This window comes from Bradyrhizobium sp. HKCCYLRH3059 (assembly GCF_051168035.1).
GTDB lineage: Bacteria > Pseudomonadota > Alphaproteobacteria > Rhizobiales > Xanthobacteraceae > Bradyrhizobium.
Window position 1 is genome coordinate 924,859 of the sequence record NZ_JBNPUF010000001.1, and the last position, 20,306, is coordinate 945,164.

Here is a 20,306-nt window from a genome sequence, read left to right on the forward strand (position 1 = left end):
AAGTCATCGCTCAGTTGAATGAGATCGCGTGATGGTCGCGCGGTGAATGATTTGGAGATAGACATGCAGGGTACGGTCAAGTGGTTCAATGGCCAGAAGGGCTTTGGTTTCATTCAGCCGCAGGATGGCGGGAACGACGTGTTCGTTCACATCAGCGCTGTTGAACGCGCTGGTCTCGCCGGTCTGGCTGAAGGCCAGAAAGTCAGTTTTGAGGTCAAGACGGACAAGATGCGCGGTAAAACCAGCGCAGAAAATCTCGCGCTGGTCTGATCGCACTGATCTGACGTCTCTGACGTCTTGGGCCATTTCACGGATGTACTGAAATGGCCGGTTTGCCCGCTCGATCCTGTATTGAGCGGGCTTTCTGCGTCTCGACGGTAACCCGCGTTTCCGGAAGGATCAGTCGATGGCCACCAAGAAGATGTCAGAACGCTCCCCCGAAAGCATTGCGCGGTCGGAGCGCCAGCGCGTCGCCGCCGAGGACGGGGCGAAGGCGCGCGCCGAATGGGATCAGCGCGCGACGGCGGTCCGCAAGAACATGGAGCGGCTGCGCGTGTTGCGGCTCGCCAAGGAAGCGGAAGCTGCGCAAGCGGGTTCTGACGCGGCGCCTGCGCCGAAGCGGCGGAAGAAGGCCGCTCGCTAGCGCGGTTTCGTCTCGCCTTCCGACGTCGACTGCCCGGTGGAACTATCGGAACTTCAGATCCGTTGCCGGTGCTCGAACAGACGGGCGATCCATGCCTGATCATTACGTCTCAACCGCGTCCCGCGTACAGACCCGACCTTCGTACCGAGGAGGCTGACGTGGCCAAGTCGACAGCTACAGACGTTCGCATCGCCAAGGACGAGACGCAGCGTGGAGGCCAGACGATCGCATTCGCGCTCGCAATCGGCGCCACGCGGCAGGTCTGTCATCTCGAGACCTGCTTTTGCACCCGCAACCAGGCGTTCGCCTATCTGCAGCGAAACCGCACGGCGTTCGAGCAGATGGCGCGCGAGCAGTTCGCCCGTGGCGAGGTGACCGACGGCGTCATCCATCTGCGCATGATCTGAGGCGATCCGCCACACGCGGGCCTCTGAAGACGCTGCCCGACGCGCAACGCGCCGTTGCTGCTACTCCGCCTTCTGTTTGACCGGAAGCGGGACGCGCTCATAGGACGCGGGCAGATTGACGGGCCGGTAGTCCTGCGATTCCGCGATCCGCATCAGCACGCTCTCGTGGACGAACGCGCCCTCGGGAATGAAGCGCGGCTCGCAATTCGGAATGTACAATCCGAAATGCGCCTTGCGCTCCGGCCACTCCTTGTACGTCGCGCCCTTCGGCAGCCATTCCAGCAGCCGCCAGGCCGGCGTCATCGAATCGTGCAGCGGGCCCTGGACGCTCGGCGCCACGTAGGAGAATGGACTGTTCTTGCGCTGCACGCCCCAGGCGAGCTGATTCACCGTGCGCGGATTGACCGTCAGCCCGGCCTCGACCGCCTCGTCGATCATCCACAGCAGCGGATATTTCGAAGCCGCCGACCGCACCTCGGGATAGCCGCCGCCGACGTCGGAATGCACGCCGGCGAACCACACCTGTTTGGCGTCCTGCGGTCGCGCCTGCGCCTTGTTGAAGCGGTTCGGCGTGAAGGTCTGCGGCATCCCCCACGGCTTCAGCCGGAACATGCAGCGGCGCTCGTCGATCGCCGCAGCCTGACGGAAGATCTTCACGCTCGGGTTCTCGATCGTGAAGGCGAGCTCCTCGAGGCTCGGCAGCGCAAACAGCCGGTCGGTGCGCGGCACGATCACGCTCGCCACCGTGTCCCACACGCCGACGAAATGGATCGTCGGCCAGCGCGTCGAGGTAATCCGTGCGAACTGCGCGGCCTGGTCGGCGCGGCTCTCCGGGATCGGCCCGTCCTCCTCGGTGCTCTCGAGCTCCTTGGTGATGCCGCGCCCGGCCTTCGGATTGTCGGAGGAGTACTTCTTGTAGGCGATCACGCCCGGGCCGACGAGATTGATCTGACCCGGCGAGATCAGCCCGATCTTGTGGATCAGCCCGGCCAGCACGCGCACGGTGTAGGCGCCCCGCGAGAAGCCGAACAGGAAGATGCGATCGCCGTCCTGGTACTGCGTGGTCAGGAAAGAGTAGGCGTTGATGACGTTGTCGTCGAGGCCGTAGCCCGTCGCGAGCCCCAGCACCATGTTGAAATTGGCCTTGAAGCGATGCCAGCTGTCGGGCTGCGTCAACGTGCCGACGCCGGGATCGTAGAACACGACCTGATGCGGTGTCGTCTTGTCGGTCTTGCGCAGGCACCGATAAAGCTTGAGCACGTTCGAGATGTTCTCGCTGATCTCGTTGCCGGTGCCGTCGCAGCAGATGACAATATTCTTCATGGCAAAGGAATGTCCGCAATAATGCTACCGCAACGAGTGTAGAGCATCCGGCTGGTGTTGGGGAGGTCGGTTCCCTATGGCACTTCGTCTGGGTCGCTGTTGCGCGCGGCGCGGCGGACATCGCGAAGTGACTGCAGGGCGCCGTTGTACGAACGGATGGTCACCCGTGTCCTGCCGCCCCGCGCCTGCTGCCCGTGTCCAGAGTTGTCAGTTGGTCACGGCATCCGCAAGCAAAACGGCCGGATCTCTCGACCCGGCCGTTTCGACATCTCGTTCAGCTTGAAGCCCCGCCCGTGACGCGTCCGGCTTCTGCATCAATCCTGAATTTCGGCTTGCTCTCTCAGCTCGCCTTGGCGACCGGGGCAGCGTCCGCCGCCTTCTTCTCGATGGCGCGCTTCAGCTCCAGCGCGCGCGGCGACAGGGTCGCGGCGTTGGCCTTGAGCAGATAGGCATCGAGGCCGCCATTGTGGTCGACGCTCTTGAGCGCGTTGGTGGAGACGCGCAGGCGCACGTTGCGGCCGAGTGCATCCGAGATGAAGGTCACGTTGCACAGGTTCGGCAGGAAGCGCCGCTTGGTCTTGATGTTGGAGTGGCTGACCTTGTGGCCAACCTGGGGACCCTTGGCCGTCAGTTCACAGCGCCGCGACATGGCAATAAATCCTCTCTCATCCCCGCACCCTTCGTCCGCCTGTGTCGGCGGGCCGCGGGGGTCCAAAACTCGTCCAGCTCGTCTCTGGGAGATGCGGTCGTATAGGGGGGATGCGGCTTTTCGTCAAGGTTTTGAAGGACGCAGCAAATAGAGGGAGCCGGGCCGGCGAACCCGAACGGCGCGACCCGTGCATCCTCCTGATCGGGCCGAAATCGCCAACCAGCAGAAAAGCAGGCGTATAATCAATAGTATAGCCGATAGTTTAGACCATATAAAGGGCGCATTCGGACGTGATGGATGGATATCCCGCGAACAGTCCGAAATGCCGGAATGGCGGCATGCTGGCGCGGTCGGAGGTTCGCGGCTCGGTTCCGGCAGAGTTGCGGACGACGGTCTGAGTGCTGTTCAGCCGCAAAGCGCTGGACAAACCGCCATTGTCGGACGGTTCGCGTTGTTTGAAGGCGTTTTTGGCTTAAGTAGCAAGGACGGCGCGCCGGATCGGTCCGGCGCTCAGGCAGGCGGATCGGTAGGATCATTCGTCACGTGACCATCATCTCGGTTCCCTCATTTCTCTCCTGTCGCCTGGCCGCGGCCGGGGCAGCGCTCTGCCTGTTGTTGCTGGCGCAAAACGCCCAGGCGCAGGCTCGGTTGGACGCTCAATACGAGGCTTCCCTGGCTGGCATCCCCGTCGGCAAGGGCACCTGGGCGGTCGAGATCGGGGATGATCAGTATGGTGCCGCGGCTCAGGGCGGCACCGCCGGCCTGCTCAAGAGCTTCTCGCAAGGATCAGGCACCGGCTCGGTGCAGGGGCGCGTCGTCAACGGCGCCCTGGTCGGCCAGAGCTACCAGGCCTCGACCACGACGGGAAAGAAATCCGAGCAGATCCGCATCAATCTGCAGAACGGTACTGTGAAGGACTTCGCCATCGAGCCGGCGCCTCCGGTCGATCCCGACCGCATTCCGGTGACGGATGCCCACAAGCGTGGCGTGCTCGATCCGATGACGGCCTCTCTGGTGCGCGTGCCGGGCAACGGCGAGCTGCTGTCGCCGGACTCGTGCCGCGGCGCTGCGCCCGTGTTCGACGGCCGCATGCGCTACGAGCTCAAGCTCGACTACAAGCGCATGGAGAACGTCAAGGCAGACAAGGGTTATCGTGGCCCGGCGCTGGTCTGCGCGATCTACTTCACGCCAGTCGCGGGCTACATCCCGGACCGGCCGGTGATCAAATATCTGGCTCAGGCCCGCAACATGGAGATCTTCTTCGTGCCGATCGCCGGCACCCGTGTGCTGGTGCCGTTCAAGATGGTGATCCCGACCCCGCTGGGGACCGCGATGCTGGAAGCGACGTCGTTCATCACCCAGGCGGCGCCGCACGTCGCCAAGACCCAGTAGTGCGTCGTTTCTCTGCTCCTCCACATCGGAATCTCGTCGTTGCGGCACAGCGCCGTCAGCGGCTGGGCCGCGACAGCGGCCGTGGCGTGATGGTCTGACGGCATGCCGTCCGCTATCGCTTGAATCCGATGGAGATTCGGGGTTCGCGCTGCATGATCTCCGGACTGACGGGCTCATGAGCTCCGATTTGTCGGGACCCCCTATCGATACTGTCTGCTGCGCGTGAATCCGTTTGACTCTTCCCTGATTCTGATTCGACTCGGGACGCGCTGAACGCGCGCCAGTTCCATCGCGAAAGCGTTGCTTGTGGAGCCCGCGAAAACTTGATCTAGTGCTGGCTTGATGGCAGAGCGCGAGATGTTGCGGTGAACGAAGCCGGAAAGCCGACGGAGTCAGCGATTCCTTCGCGATTCGTTCTCAAGGCGTTCCGAAGCTTAAGCTGCGTCACTATATGCGTCACAATGTGAGACAGGGGTCAGCATCGCAGCCTCTCCAGACACACGATTATTCCGCATCCGTCGCGCGTGAACGGCGCGCTTCCAACGCCGGCTTCGAGACCCACATTTAACGAATGGCTTTTTCGTCCCCTTCGGCTGCCTCGCCTTTCGAGCGCACGTCCGACCGCGCTCCCGGAAGCGGCGTCACCGCCGTGCTCGGCCCCACCAACACCGGCAAGACGCATCTGGCGATCGAGCGCATGCTCGCGCATTCCTCCGGCATCATCGGACTGCCGCTGCGGCTGCTCGCGCGCGAGGTCTACAACAAGATCGCCGATCGCGTCGGCAGCGAGGCCGTCGCGCTGATCACCGGCGAGGAGAAGATCAAGCCGAAAAATCCGCGCTACTGGGTGTCGACCGTCGAGGCGATGCCCAGGGATCTCGACGTGTCGTTCCTGGCCGTCGACGAGATCCAGATCGCGTCCGATCTCGAGCGCGGCCACGTCTTCACCGACCGCATCCTCAATCGCCGCGGTCGCGACGAGACGCTGCTGCTGGGTGCTGCGACGATGCGCCCCATCATCGAGCGCCTGCTGCCGGGCGCGTCGATGGTGACACGGCCACGATTGTCGCAACTCGAATTCGCCGGTGATCGCAAGATCACGCGACAGCCGCGCCGGACCGCCATCGTGGCGTTCTCGGCCGACGAGGTCTACGCCATCGCCGAGCTGATCCGCCGCCAGCATGGCGGCGCCGCTGTCGTGCTGGGATCGCTGTCGCCGCGAACCCGCAACGCGCAGGTGGCGATGTTCCAGAACGGCGACGTCGACTATCTCGTCGCCACCGATGCGGTCGGCATGGGGCTCAACCTCGACGTCGATCACGTCGCCTTCGCGTCCGACCGCAAATATGACGGCTATCAGTTCCGCCGGCTCACGCCGTCGGAATTTGCCCAGATCGCCGGCCGTGCCGGACGCGCGACGCGCAATGGCACGTTCGGCACCACCGGACGTTGTGCGCCATTCGAGCCCGAGCTGGTCAATGCGCTCCAGAACCATGCCTTCGATACCGTGAAGGTGCTGCAATGGCGCAACTCCCGGCTTGATTTCGCGTCCTTGAGCGCGCTTCAGGTCTCCCTGGCGGTCGCGCCGGCGCATGAGGCGCTGACGCGCGCGCCGATTGCGGAGGATCTGCGCGTGCTCGATCACGCCGCGCGCGATGCCGAGGTGCGCGACATGGCTCACGGCGCGGCCGCGGTCGAGCGTCTGTGGGAAACCTGCCAGATTCCCGACTATCGCAGGCTGTCGCCGGCCGCCCATGCGGAGCTGGTGACCACCGTGTTCGGCTTCCTGATGCAGAAGGGGCGTATTCCGGACGCCTGGTACGCGGCCCAGGTCGATCAGGCCGACCGCGTCGATGGCGACATCGATACGCTGTCGGGGCGGATTGCACAGATCCGTACCTGGACCTTCGTGGCCAACCGGCCCGACTGGCTGCGCGACCCTGATTATTGGCAGGGGATTACCCGCGAACTCGAAAATAAATTGTCAGACGCCCTTCATGAACGGCTCACGGAGCGTTTCGTTGATCGTCGTACCAGTGTATTGATGCGGCGCCTGCGGGAGAACAGTGTTTTGAATACGGAAATCGGCAAGACCGGCGAAGTGATCGTTGAAGGGCACGCGATCGGCCGCCTGGATGGATTCACCTTCGCGCCCGACGCCGCCGAAGCCGGCTCGGAGGCCAAGGCCTTGCAGGCTGCTGCCCAGAAGGCGCTGGCCGGCGAGATCGAGGCGCGCGCCGAGAAGCTGTCCAGCGCGCCCGACGAGCACATCGTGCTCACCGCCGACGGCACGGTGCGCTGGACCGGCGACGCGGTCGCCAAGCTGGTCGCGGCCGACGACGCGCTGCATCCGCGCCTGCGCATCATCGCCGACGAGCGGCTGACCGGTGCTGCGCGCGACAAGGTCCAGGCGCGGCTCGATCTGTGGCTGAAGACGCATATCGAGAAGCTGCTCGGCCCGCTGTTCGAGTTGTCCAAGGCCGAGGACATCACCGGCATCGGCCGCGGCATCGCGTTCCAGCTGGTGGAGGCGCTCGGCGTCATCGAGCGCGCCAAGATCGCCGCCGAGATGAAGGATCTGGACCAGCCGTCGCGCGCCACCTTGCGCAAGTACGGCGTCCGCTTCGGTGCCTACCACATCTACGTCCCGGCGCTGCTCAAGCCCGCCGCGCGCGCGCTCGCTGCGCTGCTGTGGGCCGAGAAGCAGGGCAATGTCGACATGTCCGCGCTGACCGGCGCGCAGCATCTGGCGAGCTCGGGCCGGACCTCGTTCCCGGTCGACAAGGCGCTGCCGCGCGATGCCTATCGCGTGCTCGGCTACAAGCAGGCGGGCGAGCGCGCCGTGCGCGTCGACATCCTGGAGCGGCTGGCCGACCTGATTCGTCCCGCCCTGGCCTGGCGCGACAATGCACCGGGCGAAAAGCCGGCCGGCGCCTTCGACGGCCGTGGCTTCGTGGTGACGCAGGCGATGACCTCGCTCACCGGCTCGGCCGGCGAGGACTTCGCCTCGATCCTGCGCGCGCTCGGCTATCGCATGGAGAAGCGCCCGCCGCTGCCGCCCAAGCCGATTGAGAAGCCCGTCGAGGCTGCTGCCGTCGCGGAGGCTGCCGCTGCGGAAGCCGCTCCTGCTGAGCCGGCAGATGCGCAGGCCGTGCCGGCCGAGGACCTCGCAGTTGTCGCCGGCGAGCCGGCCGAGGAGCAGGTTCCCACCGTCGCGGAGGCCGCCGTCGCTCCGGTGACCGAGCAGGCCGTCGCCGTGCCCGCGGTGGTTGGTGAGGAGCAGGCGGAAACCGCGTCGGTGTCGGCCCTGGCATCGCTGCCAACCGTCGATTTCGTCACGCCGGATGTGGCGGACGAGGCGTCCGGGGCCGAGACGGCCGCCGAAAGCGGCGTCGCCGAGGCGGAAACCGCCGTCGCTGCGGATGCGCCGCAGCCCGAAGCCGCCGAGGCCGTCGCGAACGAGGCAACGAGCATCGGCGACGCTTCGGCTGAAGCTGCCGCGGCGGAAACTGCTGCTGGATCGACCGCTACCGAGGCTTCTCCCGCCGAGGCCGCGCCTGCTGCCGAGCCCGTCCTGGTCGAGGTCTGGCGGCCGGGCGGGCGCTCGGAGGAGCGCCGGCCGCGCCACGACCATCATCATCGCGGCCGGCCCAACCGTCCGCAGCATGAGCGCGGGCAGGCTGCCGGCGGCGGTCAGGCACCGGCCGGGACCGCTCCGGCCGAGGGCGGCGAGGCGCGTGAGCGCCATCACCGCGGCCATGGCCGGCGCGACCGGATGAAGGAGTTCGGCAAGGACTTCCGCAAGGGCCCGCCGGAGGCTGGTGCGGCTCCACCAGCCGAGGGCGCATCGGCTCCGGCGCGCGAGGATCGCGGGCCGCGCCGCGATCATGATGCCAAGGGGCGCGACCAGAACCGTGATCGCAACAAGGGTGGCAAGTTCGGCGGTGACCGCGAGGGGCGCGGCGGCCGCGACTTCGGCAAGGGGGGGCGCGACAAGCGCGACAGCGGCCCGGCGCTGCGGCCCTACGCATCGAGCAGCGGCGGCGGCCGGGATCGCGACCGTCCGGTCGATCCCAATTCGCCGTTCGCCAAGCTCGCCGCGCTCAAGGAGCAACTCGCGGGGAACAACCGCAAGGACTGAGCGGCAAGATCGGTTGGCAAGATTGGTTGGAAGGACAACGCCGACGTCCGACACCCCGTCAGAGCGCCAGCGCCTCGACAAATGGCTGTGGCATGCGCGGCTGGTGAAGGCGCGCACCAGCGCCGCGGCGCTGGTGTCGTCGGGGCACGTCCGGGTCAATGGTGTGCGCGAGACCTCGCCGGGCCATGGGGTGAAGACCGGTGATGTGCTGACCATCGCGCTCGATCGCAGCGTGCGCGTTCTCAAGGTGACCGGCTTTGCCGAGCGTCGCGGCGATGCTGCCTCGGTGCGCGGACTGTACGATGATCTGGATGGCGGACGATCCTGATCGATTGCGCCAGAGCAATGTCCGGTTCAGTTCTTCGCCCCGCTTCACTTGCGGCACACCACGTCCTGCGCTAGTCCAAGCCAGCCGAATTGTCGATCCGTTCCGGAGCCTTGGATGACTTACGTCGTCACCGAAAACTGTATCAAGTGCAAATACACCGATTGCGTCGAGGTCTGCCCGGTAGACTGCTTCTACGAGGGCGACAACATGCTGGTCATTCATCCGGACGAATGCATCGATTGCGGCGTGTGCGAGCCGGAATGCCCGGCCGACGCGATCAAGCCGGATACCGAGCCGGGGCTGGAGAAGTGGCTGGGCGTGAACGCCGAATATGCCAAGTCCTGGCCCAACATCACCCAGAAGAAAGACCCGCCGGCCGACGCCAAGGAGCACGACGGCGAGGATGGAAAGTTCCAGAAATATTTTTCGTCGAAGCCCGGCGCCGGAGACTGACGGTCGTCTCGCTACCTGCGCGGCACCAGCGCGCCCCGTCCTGCGGGGCGCCATCGCGCCGATCGAAATCGTTGCGCGGAAACAATGGCCTAGAACACCTCATGCGGTGAGCGGGAACCGCTGCATGAGTTGTTCTATTCCGGCACGTTGCACTTAACCCTAACTTCGTGGATCCGTCACAATACCGCCCCTGCGGCCTCTAAATCATTGATTTTTGCGGCAAATGTGCTATATATAGCACATTCTCAGAGCCGAACCCGGCCATGCGTAACCTTTTTTGGCCGCCCTTTTAGGTTCCCGCAACATCAAACAGGGGCGTGGCAGTTCCGCGCGCAGGCTGTGTCACAGAAAACGCGTAAAAAGAGTGCTTCCAAGAGTACAAAAAAAGCCGCCGCGGCCAGCCGCAGCGTTTCCAAGGGCCGTGCCCGGGCTCCTGTAAAGGAGATTCGGGCTGCCGCGAAGGCCTCGGCTGCCAAGTCCACCAAGAACAAAAGAAGCGCAATGCCTGAAAAGACTGCCAAGACTGCCGCGAAAGCATCCGCCGCGAAGACCACTCTTGCAAAGGACTCTGTTGCCAAGGCTGCGCCTGCCAAGGCCGCCGCTGCGCCCAAGGCTGCCACCAAGACCGCCGTTCCCGCGGCCGCTGCCCCTGTTGCCAAGCCCGCCGTCGCCGCCAAGCCGGCTGTTCCCGCCGCGGCCGCGCCGCGCGTCGAGGAAAAGAAGCTGCCGACCCAGCGCCAGGGCTTCAAGACCAACGAATTCGTCGTCTATCCGGCTCACGGCGTCGGCCAGATCCTGGCCATCGAGGAGCAGGAGATCGCGGGCGCCAAGCTCGAGCTGTTCGTCATCAACTTCATCAAGGACAAGATGACGCTGCGGGTGCCGACCGCCAAGGTCGCCAATGTCGGGATGCGCAAGCTGTCCGACCCGGCGCTGGTGAAGAAGGCGCTGGAGACCCTGAAGGGCCGTGCCCGCGTCAAGCGCACCATGTGGTCGCGTCGCGCCCAGGAATACGAAGCGAAGATCAATTCGGGCGACATCGTCGCGATCGCGGAGGTCGTGCGCGATCTCTACCGTTCGGAGTCGCAGCCCGAGCAGTCCTACAGCGAACGCCAGCTCTACGAAGCGGCGCTCGACCGTCTGTCGCGCGAGATCGCCGTCGTGCAGCACTCGACCGAGACCGAGGCCGTCAAGGAGATCGAGACGCAGCTCGCCAAGAGCCCGCGCCGCGGTGCCAAGACCGAAGCCGATGCGGTCGCCGAAGGTGATGCGGAAGGCGAGGGTGACGACATCGATGGCGACGACACCGCCGTGGCCGACGAGGCCGCCTGATCGACCGTTTGCGTTTTCGAATTAGTTGCTTACGAAAGCCCGGCCGCAAGGTCGGGCTTTTTTGTTTGGGCGTGTCGCCTTGACGACGTCCCGCTACTGTTCTTGGATCGTCAGCTGCGGGGGTGTCTGCGCAGCGGGCGTCCCATGCTTTGCCTCGACATAGGGGGACGCCATGTCAAATCCGGTGCTTGGACTGGCATCCAGCCCTCTTGCTGAGCTCGTATTCGTCGACGTGTATCGCGACGGCGGTTCATACGATGCCCGTTTCGAGACCGTGGACGGTCAGCCGATCGCGCTCTGGCTGCAGCGATCGAGGATGCCCGATGCTGAGGGGCTGCACCACCGGGAGCTGTTCGTCCACGACGGACAGCAGGACCCGGACGATCTCCAGCCGGTGGCCATAGGCAGTGCGGAAGAGCAGGATGTTCTACATCGCCTCGACGAATTCGTGGTCGGCCACGGCTCCGGCTGCGATGTCGGCGCGCTTGCTCGTCTCGTAAAGATGATAGGCTACATTCGGCGCCGTGAGCCGGTTTTTCCTACTTCCCAGCTGGAACGACGTCCTCCGGAAAGCTGGCCGAGCTGAGCCGCCGCAGCCCCGTCACTCCACCACGATCTTGACGCGGTCGCGGACCTTGACCTGGGCGCGGGCGTCGAGGCCGTTGAGAACGCGGAAGCGCTCGACCGGGCGGTCGACGCCGGTCATGCGGTGCGCAAGCGATTCGACGGTATCGCCCGGCTGCACGGTGATCACCTTGATGCGCAGCGGCCGGGCCGACTGGATCTCCTCCAGGCTGAGCCGGCGGAACGAGTTCACCGTCTCCCGCGCATTGCGCTCGCTCTCGGTGGATTTCTGCCGCGAGGCGAAGATGAAGCGGTAGACGTCGCTGCCGACGCGCAACGCGTAGACCTTGAACTGCCAGGGATCGCCGCTCGCCGTGGTCGAGGCCGCCGGGAAGCCGTTGATCGTCAGCTCCTCGGTCGCCGACTTGTCGACGTTCTCCATCCAGCCGGAATTCAGATAGTCGCCGAGCGTCTGCTGGGCCGGCACGCGCACCACGTCGAAGCGCATCGCCTGCGCGCCGCCTTCGCGCACGCCGATCACCGCCTGCGCGGTGTTGTCGAGCGTGAAGTTCTCCGGCGCCTGGAAGGTGAAGCCGAGCTTCGGATGCAGGAAGCGCCGGCCGCGCACGAAGCCCTCGCTCGGGTCCTCGCCGTAGACGATGTTGTCGACTGCAGCCAAGTAGGTCTCGCGGTCATGCTCCCTGGCCTCGGGGGAGACGTATTGCTTGGCGATGGCGGCGGCGTTCTGCACCCGCTCCGGCGTCGCCGGATGCGACGACAGGAAGTCCTGCGCGCGCGGGTCGATTGCGACTTTACCGGCCTTCAACTCGGCATTGCGCTCCATCGAGCTCAGGAAGCGCGCCGCGCCGTAGGGATCGAACTTCGCCTTGGCGGAGATGCCGACGCCGATGCCGTCGGCCTCGAACTCCTGAGTGCGCGAGAAGCTCGCCATCGTCAGCTTGGTCTTGGCGAGCGCCAGCGCCGTCAGGTCCGGATCGTTGCCCATGTCTGAGACGACGCGGGTCACCACGGCGGCCTGCCGCGCCTGGTCCTCGCGGATCGCGGCATGGCGCGCCAGCACGTGCGCCATCTCGTGGCTCAGCACCGACGACAATTCGGAGGTGTCGTTGGCGAGCGCAATCAAGCCGCGTGTCACGTAGAGCTGGCCGGTCGGCAGCGCGAAGGCGTTGACCGCACCGGAATTCAGGATCGTGACCTTGTAGCCCTGGTCGGGGCGATCGGACACGGCCACGAGCCGGTCGACGATCTTGCCGATCAGGCCCTCGAGCTGGGGATCCTCATAGGCGCCGCCATAGGTTGCTAGAATGCGCTCGTGCTCGCGATCACTCGCCGGCGTCGTCTGCACCATCGCCGGCTTCGGCCGCGGCGTCGGCATCGGCGCCGTCGCCTGCTGCAACTTGCCCATGTCGCTGCAACCGGCCAACGCCAGTCCCAGGCACAGCAGCGCCGGTGCGATCCGCGAACCGCAGTTCATCACCGTCATGCGCTTTCGAACAGACAGGTTCACGTCGCTACTCACGTACCTCAGCGGTCAATTTCCGCTCAAAATCTCGATCTGGGCAGTCTGTGTCAGTTCCAGTCTCGGACCCGCATGCGCCTCAACCCAACCGCGCACGCGAACCTGCCGATTCGCAAGTGATTTGACGTCGATACCGGCACCTTCCAATACCGCCATCATACGCTTTGGAATAATCACCGCGAAGCCCCGTGTCCAGCTACGAGCGAAGTTCAGATAAGTTGTTGTCCCCGTCTGTCGTACGGACAACACCTTCCCTTCGACAACCGTAAATAGCCCTACGCGAGACAAAATATCGTCTGGACTTTCCGTGTTTTTTATGACGGTCCCAATCTTCCAGAGGCCGCGCCCGGCGCTGCGTGCCTCGGCTTCCGCCGCGCCCAGGCTGAGGGCGCAATCCCGGTCGGGCAGGTCGACCCCGCGCAGCACGGCGCCCTGCCGGAGCAGCTCGCTCTGCACCGGCTGGTCTGCACCGACCACGAACGCGAAGGCCCGCTGCCGGCCATAGCGGTCAGGGGTGTCGTCCTCTCCGCGCAGCACGACGTCGCGGCCGCGCAGCAGCACGCCCAACGCATCCATCGACGTCACGCGGAGCTCCTCCGGCGGCACCTCGATGCCGGCGAGCCTGACCTCGCGACCGTCGTCGAGACGGAAGCTGCGTGCATCGATGATCTCGCTGACGTGGCCTTCGCCGAGCTCCGCGAACATGCACGGTGTGGCGTGACTCGCCGACATCATCGCGATGGTCGCGACGCTCGCGCCGAGCGCGATCAGCCTCCGTCTGCTCCGCATCCTGCGCTCTCTCGTCATGCTGCATCATCGCACGAAATTTCCATTCCACTGAGCGGAAAGCGGCGACCGGCGACGCTTTTGCTGAGCGTGCTGAGCGCTTGCCGCATGCGAAAGCGTGCGCCATGATGCGAACTATCAAAGAGGCCGTCGCCATGTAGCGAAGCGCCCGGCAGGGAGGATATCGATGAGCAGAACCATCCGCGGCGCGGCGGCGTCGTTGTTTATGCTGGCGTCGGCGCTGACGTTGTCCGCAGGCGTGGCGCATGCGCAGAGCAAGCCGCCGCTGAAGATCGGCGGCATTCTCGACATGTCGAGCCTCTACGCCGACATCACCGGTCCCGGCAGCGAGACCGCGGCGAAGATGGCGGTGGAGGATTTCGGCGGCGAGGTGCTGGGCCGCAAGATCGAGGTGATCGCGGCCGACCATCTCAACAAGGCTGATCTCGCCGCCAACATCGCGCGCGACATGCTCGACAACCAGGGCGTCGAGATGATCTGGGATGTCGCAGCCTCCGCCACCGCGCTGGCCGCCGGCGAGATCGCCAAGGCGCGCAACAAGATCATCATCTTCAATGGCCCCGGCTCTGTCAGGCTCTCCAACGAGGCCTGCGGCCCGTACACCGTGCACTACGTGTTCGACACTTTTGCGCAGGCCAACGTCACGGGCCTGGCGGCGGTGAAGTCTGGCCTCGACACCTGGTTCTTCCTGACCGCGGACTACGCGTTCGGCCAGGATCTGGAAAAGGACACCACCGCCGTGGTGGTGAAGTCGGGCGGCAAGGTGCTCGGCAGCGTGCGTCATCCGCTCAACACCTCGGACTTCTCCTCCTTTCTGCTGCAGGCGCAGGCCTCCAAGGCCAAGGTGATCGGGCTCGCCAATGCCGGCGGCGACACCATCAACGCGATCAAGCAGGCCGCCGAATTCGGCCTCACCAAGGGCGGCCAGAAGCTGTCGCCGCTGCTCGCCTTCGTCTCCGACATCGACAGCGTCGGGCTCGAGACGGCGCAGGGGCTGCTGGTTGCGGAAGCGTTCTACTGGGATCTCAACGACGACACCCGCGCCTTCACCAAGCGCTTCATGGAGCGCACCAAGCGCGTGCCGACCTCGGCCCAGGCCGGCGTCTATTCCTCCGTCACGCACTATCTGAAAGCCGTGAAGGCCGCGGGCACCACGGATGCGGACGCCGTCATGAAGCTGATGCGGGCGACCCCGATCAACGACATGTTCGCCAAGGGCGGCCGCATCCGCGAGGACGGCCGCATGGTGCACGACATGTATCTGTTCGAGGTCAAGCAGCCATCGGAATCGAAGAGCAGGTCCGACGACTACAAGCTGCTCGCGACCGTGTCTGGCAACGAGGCGTTCCAGCCGCTGGAAGCGTCGCGCTGCCCGCTGGTGAAGAAGTGACGGCCGGGGCGACGGCATTCCGGGGCGCGCCTGAGCAAGGCGCAAACGCTGCCGCGACATCCGTCGTTCCGGGGCAACGCGCAGCGTTGAACCCGGAACCTCGATGTGAGTCCATCAGCTCGGGATTCCGGGTTCGACGCTGACGCGTCGCCCTGGAATGACGGAGACATAACACCGGGAAACAACAAGGAGCGCCGGCCATGACCACCAACACCACAGTTCTGCAGCACCTCGAGTCCGGCCTGCTCACGATCACGATGAACCGGCCGGAGCGGCGCAACGCGCTCAACAGCGACCTGACCAAGGGCCTGGTCGAGGCGGCGCATCGTGCGGCCAATGATCCGGATGTGCGCGCGGTGCTGCTCAAGGGCGCCGGCGGCACGTTCTGCGTCGGCGGCGACGTCAAGGCGATGGCCGAAGCCAAGACCGCGCCCTCGTTCGAGACCAAGGTGACGACCTTGCGCGAGCGCATGGAGGTGTCGCGGCTGCTGCACCAGATGCAGAAGCCGGTGGTGGCGCAGATCGACGGCGCGGCCGCCGGCGCCGGCCTGTCGATCGCGCTGGCCTGCGATCTGCGGGTGGCCGGCGAGTCGGCCAAGATCACGACGGCCTTCGCCAAGGTCGGGCTGTCGGGCGATTTCGGCGGCACCTATTTCCTCACGCAACTGCTCGGCAGCGCCAAGGCGCGGGAGCTGTATCTGACCTCGCCAGTCCTGACGGCGCAGGAGGCGCTCACCCTGGGCCTGGTCACCAAGGTCGTGCCCGACGCCGAGGTCGAAGCGGCCACGCGCGCGCTGGCGATGTCGCTGGCGCAGGGGCCGAGCGTGACGCTCGGCTACATCAAGCGCAACATCAACAATGCCGAGACGATGACTCTGGAGGCCTGTTTCGACGCCGAGGCGATGCATCACTCGCGCTGCAGCGACACCGAGGATCACAAGGAGGCGGCCAGGGCGTTCGTCGAGAAGCGCGCGCCGGTGTTTCAGGGCCGATAGCTCCGCGTTCTCCGTCATTGCGAGCGCAGCAATCCAGGGTTATGGCCTGAGCTCTGGATTGCTTCGCGTCGCTCGCAATGACGCCGCGGGCTCGTGTGAACAGGGGATTCCGCAAAGAGGGCTGCGATGGCTTACCTCCACCTCCGTCAGATCTGCCTGGTCGCGCCCCGGCTCGAGCCGGTGGTCTCGGACATCGCCGCGATCATGGGGCTGGAGGTCTGCTACCGCGATCCGCATGTCGGCAAATACGGGCTGGAGAATGCGCTGCTGCCGGTCGGGCCGATCCTGCTCGAGGTGATCGCGCCGACCCGCGAGGACACCGCGGCGGGACGCTTCCTGGACAAGACCGGCGGCCGCGGTGGCTACATGGCGATCTTCGCCTGCGATGATCCCGATGGCCGTGCCGCCCGTGCCAACGAGATGGGTGTGCGGACCGCCAACGCCATCGATCATCCGCCCTATCACGGGGTGCAACTGCATCCCCGCGACTGCCGCGCCGCCTTCATCGAGCTCAATCACACCGAGGGCAGCGACGATGTGCTCGGCCCGTATCCGCCCGCCGGGCCGGATTGGACGCGCGCGATCCGCAGCGACGTGACGTCGGCGCTGACCGAGGTGGTGCTGCAGAGCCCCGCGCCGGCTTCACTTGCCGCGCATTGGGGGCGCATTCTCGATGTGGTGCCGGCGGCCGGCAGCGATGGTGTTGAGCAGTTGTACTTGCCGAACGCCCGTATCCGTGTCGAACCCGGCGAGCGCGAGCTCATGAGCGGCCTGACGTTCCGCGTCGCCGATGCTGCACGTGTGGCCGACGCTGCGCGCGCCCGTGGCTATGCGGTTTCAAGCAGTTGCTTCACAACTGGCGGCGTTGCCTTCGCGTTGCAGGGGGCGGTCGCCAATTAGTCGATCGACATGCCCGAGCTTGACCGGGCAACGACGTTCTTCTTTCCTCGTATCAAGACGTCATGGCCGGACGAGCCCGGCCATGACGTCGATCGGAGCTCGCGGTTGGTCACCGCCCCTTGAAGTTCGCGAAGCGCCGCTCCTCCGTTGCCTTGACGCCTTCCTTGAAATCCTCGGTCGCGCGCAGCCGGGTCTGTTCGGCGAGCTCGTGCTCGGTTGCTGTCATCACACGGTCGGCGAGATTGGCGCGCATCGTGGCGCGGGTCGATAGCAGGCCGAGCGGCGAGCATTCGGCGATTTCCGCGGCGAGCTTCATCGCAGCTGTCCGCACCTGGTCCTGCGGCACGCATTCATTGGCGAGGCCCATCCTCAGCGCTTCCTCGCCGGTGACGCGGCGGCTGGTGTAGAACATCAGCTCGGCGTTGTTCTTGCCGACCAGTTCCGGCAGCGTCACCGTCAGCCCGAAGCCGGGATGGAAGCCGAGCTTGGTGAAATTGGCGGAGAAGCGCGCTTCCGGACAGGTGACGCGGAAGTCGGCCGAGACGGCGAGGCCGAGCCCGCCGCCGATGGCGGCGCCGTGCACGGCGGCGACCACCGGTTTCTTGCAGCGGAAGATCCGCACCGCCTGCATGTAGAGATGGTTGATCGCCCCGAGGCTGTCGGCCGGATCGCCTTTGGCGCCGGCCGCTTCCTGCGCCTGGCGCGCCGGATCGGTGAAATTGGCGCCGGCGCAGAACGCCTTGCCCTGCGCCGCCAGCACCGAGGCGCGGATCTCGATGTCGCGGTCGAAGCCTTCGAGCGCGTCGGCGATCTGGTTGATCAGCGCAATGTCGAAGAAATTGAGCGGCGGCCGGCGAATCTCGATCAGGCCGACATGGCCGTGGATCTCGACGCCGATGTCAGGGAAGTGGGTCATGGTGGGTCTCCGATTCTGCTTCTCCAGCGTCATTGTGAGCGCAGCGAAGCAATCCAGACTGTTGGTGCGGTCCTGGATCGCTCTCTGCGCTCGCGATGACGGAGCTACTTCCCCGCGCGTGCGGCTGCGATGATCGCGGCGTGTCGTCGACCCTCACCTTAATCCCAGCCCGCGCGCGATGATGCCGCGCAGCACCTCGGTGGTGCCGCCCTGGATCGTCAGCTTCGGCGCGGTCTGCATCGCAAAGGTCAGCTGGTTCTCCAAGGTTTCGCGATTTCCTGCGTTCTCCTCGACGAACGCGGCGAGGTCGCGGACGCGGTGCGGCAGCTGCTGCTCCCAGATCGTGCCGACGTCCTTGACGATCGAGGCCTCGACCACCGGCTCCTTGCCGGCCTGCAGCATGCCGGCGACCGACACCGACATCCGCCGCATCGTGTGCAGCTGAGCCACCAGCCGGCCGATGCCCTCCGCGCTGCGCGTGTCGGGGTTGGGACCGACCGCGCGCACCAGCTCGGTCAGCACGTAATAGGTTTCGAGGAAGCGCTCCGGTCCCGAGCGCTCATAGGCGAGCTCGGAGGTCGCTTGCTTCCAGGCGCCGTCGATCTCGCCGAGCTGATGATCGTCCGGCACGAAGGCGTCGGTGAAGACGACCTCGTTGAACTCCTTCTGCCCGGTGATCTGCCCAATCGGGTTCACTTTGATGCCGGGCGTTTTCATGTTCACCAGGAACTGCGTCAAGCCATGACGCCTGTTCTCCTTGGTCGACGGCGAGGTGCGGAAGATCGCGATCATGTAGTCGGCCATGTGCGCCGACGTGGTCCAGATCTTCGAGCCGTTGATCAGCCAGCCGCCCTCGGTCTTCGTCGCGCGTGTCTTGGCGGCGAACAGGTCGGAGCCCGAGTTCGGCTCGCTCATGCCGATCGCGAAGCACAGCTCGCCGCGGCAGATGCGCGGCAGGATGTCCATCTTGATATGCTCGGGCGCGTAGCGCAGCAGGATCGGCCCGCTCTGCCGGTCGGCGACGAAGAAGCGCCTGACCGGCGCGTTGGCGACGCGCATTTCCTCGGTCACGACGTAGCGCTCCAGGAACGAGCGCTCGTGGCCGCCATATTGCTTCGGCCAGGTCATGCCGATCCAGCCGCGCGCGCCGACGCGGGCTGCAAACTCGCGCGCGTCGGCGTCCTCGCGCTTGGGCTGGTACGGGTTGAAGGTGCCGGCCGCGATCTCATCAGCGAGGAAGGCGCGCACCTCCTTGCGCAGCTCCTCGCATTCCCTCGGCAGCCGGATCGGATCGAAACGAAGTGCGCTCATGCAACAATCCTCTTCGTGGTCAGCGCGAGGCGACCAGCGGCCACAGCTCATCGGCGCCGCGCGCAGCGACGCGCTTGCCGAGCTCGACGGCCCAATGACTCTCGGAGCCGAAATCGTCGCGCCAGGCCAGCGCGCGCAGCGAGAAGCGGTGCAGGATGTGCTCGGTGGTGAAGCCGATGGCTCCGTGGACCTGATGCGCGATCGCCGCGCCCTTCTCGGCGGCCTCGGCGCAGCGGATCTTGGCCGCGGCGGCTTCGAGAAACACCGCCTCGTCGAATGCGGCGGCCCGCGCGATCGCATCCGCGGCGGATGTCGCGGCCGCGCTCGCGGCGGCGCTCTCACCGGCCAGCCGTGCCAGGTTGTGCTGCACGGCCTGGAATTTGCCGATCGGCTTCTCGAAGGCGACGCGCTCACCCGCATAGTTGACGCTGATCGCGAGCAGCCGATCCAGCGCGCCGGCGATCTGCAGTCCGCGGGCGACGCCGCCCATCAGCATCAAGGTGGTGGCGTCGAATCCGGCCGGTGCCGGCCGGCATGCCAGCGGCATGATCTTGTCGAACGTCACCGTGTCGCTGGGATCGTTGGCGAGGTTGAGGCCCGCGTCGATGCGCAGCCGCGCGGTCTCGACCAGCGCGATCGACACGCCGTCTCCGCCCTCGGCGAGCACGGCAACGTGCTGCGCCGTCCTTGCGAACGGCACGCCGCGGGCACGGCCGGACAAGGTGCCGTCAGTGTCGAGCGTGATCCGGTCTCTCGGATGAGCCGGCGCGATCGTCATGGCGCCGTCGGGGGAGGCAATGCCGCCTTGTTGCAGCAGCCAGCCCGCGAGCAGCGTCTCGGCCAGCGGCACCGCAATCGCAAAACGGCCGGCGGCATTGATGATCTCAAAGCCATCGGCGAGGTCAGTGCCGGCGCCGCCGAACTCCTCGCCCACCCAGGCGAGCGTCAGGCCGGCCTCGCTCAGCGCCCGCCACAGCGGCGCCGTCCAGCGGCCGTCCTTGTCGTGGTTGATCGTCTGCGGGTCGGCGAGATCGGCGAAGATCCTTTCCGCGGTCGCAACGACGATGTTCTCAGCTTCCGCCACAGCGCTCCTCGCCCTCGTTGTCGTCGGTCTCGGCGCGCCATGTCCTGCGCGCGCCGGCGATGTTTTGCCGGCATGATGAGCGCAAGCGACGGCCCTGACAAGCGTAGCCCGCTGCAGGGCCCCGTCCGCTC

General features: G+C 65.8%; 19 protein-coding genes. 12 read left to right on the forward strand and 7 right to left on the reverse strand.

Annotation, left to right across the window (positions count from 1 at the left end; translation table 11 throughout):
• Nucleotides 1-63 precede the first annotated feature (63 nt).
• From ACQR13_RS04255 to ACQR13_RS04265, 3 genes are all read left to right on the forward strand, one after another.
• The gene (locus tag ACQR13_RS04255) at nt 64-270 is read left to right on the forward strand and encodes a cold-shock protein (RefSeq protein ID WP_315715242.1); all 207 of its coding nucleotides are present in this window, start codon (nt 64-66) and stop codon (nt 268-270) included.
• 136 nt (nt 271-406) lie between these two features.
• On the forward strand, nt 407-643 hold the full coding sequence (locus ACQR13_RS04260) for a transcriptional regulator (RefSeq protein WP_315752299.1): 237 nt from the start codon (nt 407-409) through the stop codon (nt 641-643).
• Nucleotides 644-801: 158 nt separating this feature from the next.
• Nucleotides 802-1,050, forward strand: coding sequence for a hypothetical protein (locus ACQR13_RS04265; protein WP_315715244.1), 249 nt, complete (start codon nt 802-804; stop codon nt 1,048-1,050).
• A gap of 60 nt (nt 1,051-1,110) precedes the next feature.
• Here the strand turns inward: ACQR13_RS04265 and ACQR13_RS04270 are convergent, their stop codons facing one another.
• Nucleotides 1,111-2,373: a T6SS phospholipase effector Tle1-like catalytic domain-containing protein gene (locus ACQR13_RS04270; RefSeq protein WP_316193287.1), complete on the reverse strand. Its 1,263-nt coding sequence runs from the start codon at nt 2,371-2,373 to the stop codon at nt 1,111-1,113.
• Nucleotides 2,374-2,713: 340 nt separating this feature from the next.
• Complete coding sequence (gene rpmB / locus ACQR13_RS04275) at nt 2,714-3,022, reverse strand: 50S ribosomal protein L28 (protein WP_172114511.1); 309 nt, start codon at nt 3,020-3,022, stop codon at nt 2,714-2,716.
• A gap of 615 nt (nt 3,023-3,637) precedes the next feature.
• Between rpmB and ACQR13_RS04280 the strand changes: the two genes are divergently transcribed.
• From ACQR13_RS04280 to ACQR13_RS04305, 6 genes are all read left to right on the forward strand, one after another.
• Nucleotides 3,638-4,414, forward strand: a complete 777-nt coding sequence (locus tag ACQR13_RS04280) for a DUF3108 domain-containing protein (RefSeq protein WP_316166456.1) — start codon at nt 3,638-3,640, stop codon at nt 4,412-4,414.
• Between the two features lie 571 nt (nt 4,415-4,985).
• A complete protein-coding gene (locus tag ACQR13_RS04285; protein WP_434862598.1) occupies nt 4,986-8,555 on the forward strand; it encodes a helicase-related protein in 3,570 nt (1,189 codons plus the stop codon).
• A gap of 22 nt (nt 8,556-8,577) precedes the next feature.
• Nucleotides 8,578-8,883 (forward strand): RNA-binding S4 domain-containing protein, encoded by a 306-nt coding sequence (locus ACQR13_RS04290; protein ID WP_315752296.1) that lies wholly within the window; start codon nt 8,578-8,580, stop codon nt 8,881-8,883.
• A gap of 114 nt (nt 8,884-8,997) precedes the next feature.
• Nucleotides 8,998-9,336, forward strand: coding sequence for a ferredoxin FdxA (fdxA, locus tag ACQR13_RS04295; RefSeq protein WP_315715248.1), 339 nt, complete (start codon nt 8,998-9,000; stop codon nt 9,334-9,336).
• A 501-nt stretch (nt 9,337-9,837) separates the two neighbouring features.
• Nucleotides 9,838-10,668 (forward strand): CarD family transcriptional regulator, encoded by an 831-nt coding sequence (locus ACQR13_RS04300; RefSeq protein ID WP_315825512.1) that lies wholly within the window; start codon nt 9,838-9,840, stop codon nt 10,666-10,668.
• Nucleotides 10,669-10,840: 172 nt separating this feature from the next.
• Nucleotides 10,841-11,254 carry a hypothetical protein gene (locus tag ACQR13_RS04305; protein ID WP_315752294.1) on the forward strand — a complete coding sequence of 138 codons (414 nt, stop codon included), beginning with the start codon at nt 10,841-10,843 and terminating at the stop codon, nt 11,252-11,254.
• Between the two features lie 15 nt (nt 11,255-11,269).
• Here the strand turns inward: ACQR13_RS04305 and ACQR13_RS04310 are convergent, their stop codons facing one another.
• Complete coding sequence (locus ACQR13_RS04310; protein ID WP_315715427.1) at nt 11,270-12,736, reverse strand: M48 family metalloprotease; 1,467 nt, start codon at nt 12,734-12,736, stop codon at nt 11,270-11,272.
• 48 nt (nt 12,737-12,784) lie between these two features.
• Complete coding sequence (locus tag ACQR13_RS04315; protein ID WP_434862599.1) at nt 12,785-13,561, reverse strand: thermonuclease family protein; 777 nt, start codon at nt 13,559-13,561, stop codon at nt 12,785-12,787.
• Nucleotides 13,562-13,784: 223 nt separating this feature from the next.
• Here ACQR13_RS04315 and ACQR13_RS04320 point away from each other — a divergent pair, with 223 nt between their 5' ends.
• The 3 genes from ACQR13_RS04320 to ACQR13_RS04330 all read left to right on the forward strand — a co-directional run bounded on the left by ACQR13_RS04320 (nt 13,785) and on the right by ACQR13_RS04330 (nt 16,864).
• The gene (locus ACQR13_RS04320; RefSeq protein WP_434862691.1) at nt 13,785-14,969 is read left to right on the forward strand and encodes an ABC transporter substrate-binding protein; all 1,185 of its coding nucleotides are present in this window, start codon (nt 13,785-13,787) and stop codon (nt 14,967-14,969) included.
• Between the two features lie 200 nt (nt 14,970-15,169).
• Nucleotides 15,170-15,964 (forward strand): enoyl-CoA hydratase, encoded by a 795-nt coding sequence (locus ACQR13_RS04325; RefSeq protein WP_434845212.1) that lies wholly within the window; start codon nt 15,170-15,172, stop codon nt 15,962-15,964.
• Between the two features lie 126 nt (nt 15,965-16,090).
• Entirely contained in the window at nt 16,091-16,864 is a 774-nt protein-coding gene (locus ACQR13_RS04330; RefSeq protein ID WP_434845211.1) for a hypothetical protein, read from the forward strand.
• A gap of 109 nt (nt 16,865-16,973) precedes the next feature.
• On the opposite strand, the gene ACQR13_RS04335 is transcribed toward ACQR13_RS04330, so the two are convergent.
• From ACQR13_RS04335 to ACQR13_RS04345, 3 genes are all read right to left on the reverse strand, one after another.
• Nucleotides 16,974-17,780, reverse strand: coding sequence for an enoyl-CoA hydratase/isomerase family protein (locus ACQR13_RS04335; protein WP_316166228.1), 807 nt, complete (start codon nt 17,778-17,780; stop codon nt 16,974-16,976).
• A 153-nt stretch (nt 17,781-17,933) separates the two neighbouring features.
• Nucleotides 17,934-19,091, reverse strand: a complete 1,158-nt coding sequence (locus ACQR13_RS04340) for an acyl-CoA dehydrogenase family protein (RefSeq protein ID WP_315752289.1) — start codon at nt 19,089-19,091, stop codon at nt 17,934-17,936.
• Between the two features lie 19 nt (nt 19,092-19,110).
• Nucleotides 19,111-20,175, reverse strand: a complete 1,065-nt coding sequence (locus ACQR13_RS04345) for an acyl-CoA dehydrogenase family protein (RefSeq protein WP_315715255.1) — start codon at nt 20,173-20,175, stop codon at nt 19,111-19,113.
• Nucleotides 20,176-20,306 lie beyond the last annotated feature (131 nt).

What these genes read in the sequence shown, in the direction of transcription:
- ACQR13_RS04255 (WP_315715242.1), top strand. Translation starts at nt 64, where the DNA reads ATGCAGGGTACGGTCAAGTGGTTCAATGGCCAGAAGGGCTTTGGTTTC.
- ACQR13_RS04260 (WP_315752299.1), top strand. Translation starts at nt 407, where the DNA reads ATGGCCACCAAGAAGATGTCAGAACGCTCCCCCGAAAGCATTGCGCGG.
- ACQR13_RS04270 (WP_316193287.1), bottom strand. Translation starts at nt 2,373, where the DNA reads ATGAAGAATATTGTCATCTGCTGCGACGGCACCGGCAACGAGATCAGC.
- rpmB (WP_172114511.1), bottom strand. Translation starts at nt 3,022, where the DNA reads ATGTCGCGGCGCTGTGAACTGACGGCCAAGGGTCCCCAGGTTGGCCAC.
- ACQR13_RS04285 (WP_434862598.1), top strand. Translation starts at nt 4,986, where the DNA reads ATGGCTTTTTCGTCCCCTTCGGCTGCCTCGCCTTTCGAGCGCACGTCC.
- fdxA (WP_315715248.1), top strand. Translation starts at nt 8,998, where the DNA reads ATGACTTACGTCGTCACCGAAAACTGTATCAAGTGCAAATACACCGAT.
- ACQR13_RS04300 (WP_315825512.1), top strand. Translation starts at nt 9,838, where the DNA reads ATGCCTGAAAAGACTGCCAAGACTGCCGCGAAAGCATCCGCCGCGAAG.
- ACQR13_RS04305 (WP_315752294.1), top strand. Translation starts at nt 10,841, where the DNA reads ATGTCAAATCCGGTGCTTGGACTGGCATCCAGCCCTCTTGCTGAGCTC.
- ACQR13_RS04310 (WP_315715427.1), bottom strand. Translation starts at nt 12,736, where the DNA reads ATGACGGTGATGAACTGCGGTTCGCGGATCGCACCGGCGCTGCTGTGC.
- ACQR13_RS04315 (WP_434862599.1), bottom strand. Translation starts at nt 13,561, where the DNA reads ATGCGGAGCAGACGGAGGCTGATCGCGCTCGGCGCGAGCGTCGCGACC.
- ACQR13_RS04320 (WP_434862691.1), top strand. Translation starts at nt 13,785, where the DNA reads ATGCTGGCGTCGGCGCTGACGTTGTCCGCAGGCGTGGCGCATGCGCAG.
- ACQR13_RS04325 (WP_434845212.1), top strand. Translation starts at nt 15,170, where the DNA reads ATGACCACCAACACCACAGTTCTGCAGCACCTCGAGTCCGGCCTGCTC.
- ACQR13_RS04330 (WP_434845211.1), top strand. Translation starts at nt 16,091, where the DNA reads ATGGCTTACCTCCACCTCCGTCAGATCTGCCTGGTCGCGCCCCGGCTC.
- ACQR13_RS04335 (WP_316166228.1), bottom strand. Translation starts at nt 17,780, where the DNA reads ATGACCCACTTCCCTGACATCGGCGTCGAGATCCACGGCCATGTCGGC.
- ACQR13_RS04340 (WP_315752289.1), bottom strand. Translation starts at nt 19,091, where the DNA reads ATGAGCGCACTTCGTTTCGATCCGATCCGGCTGCCGAGGGAATGCGAG.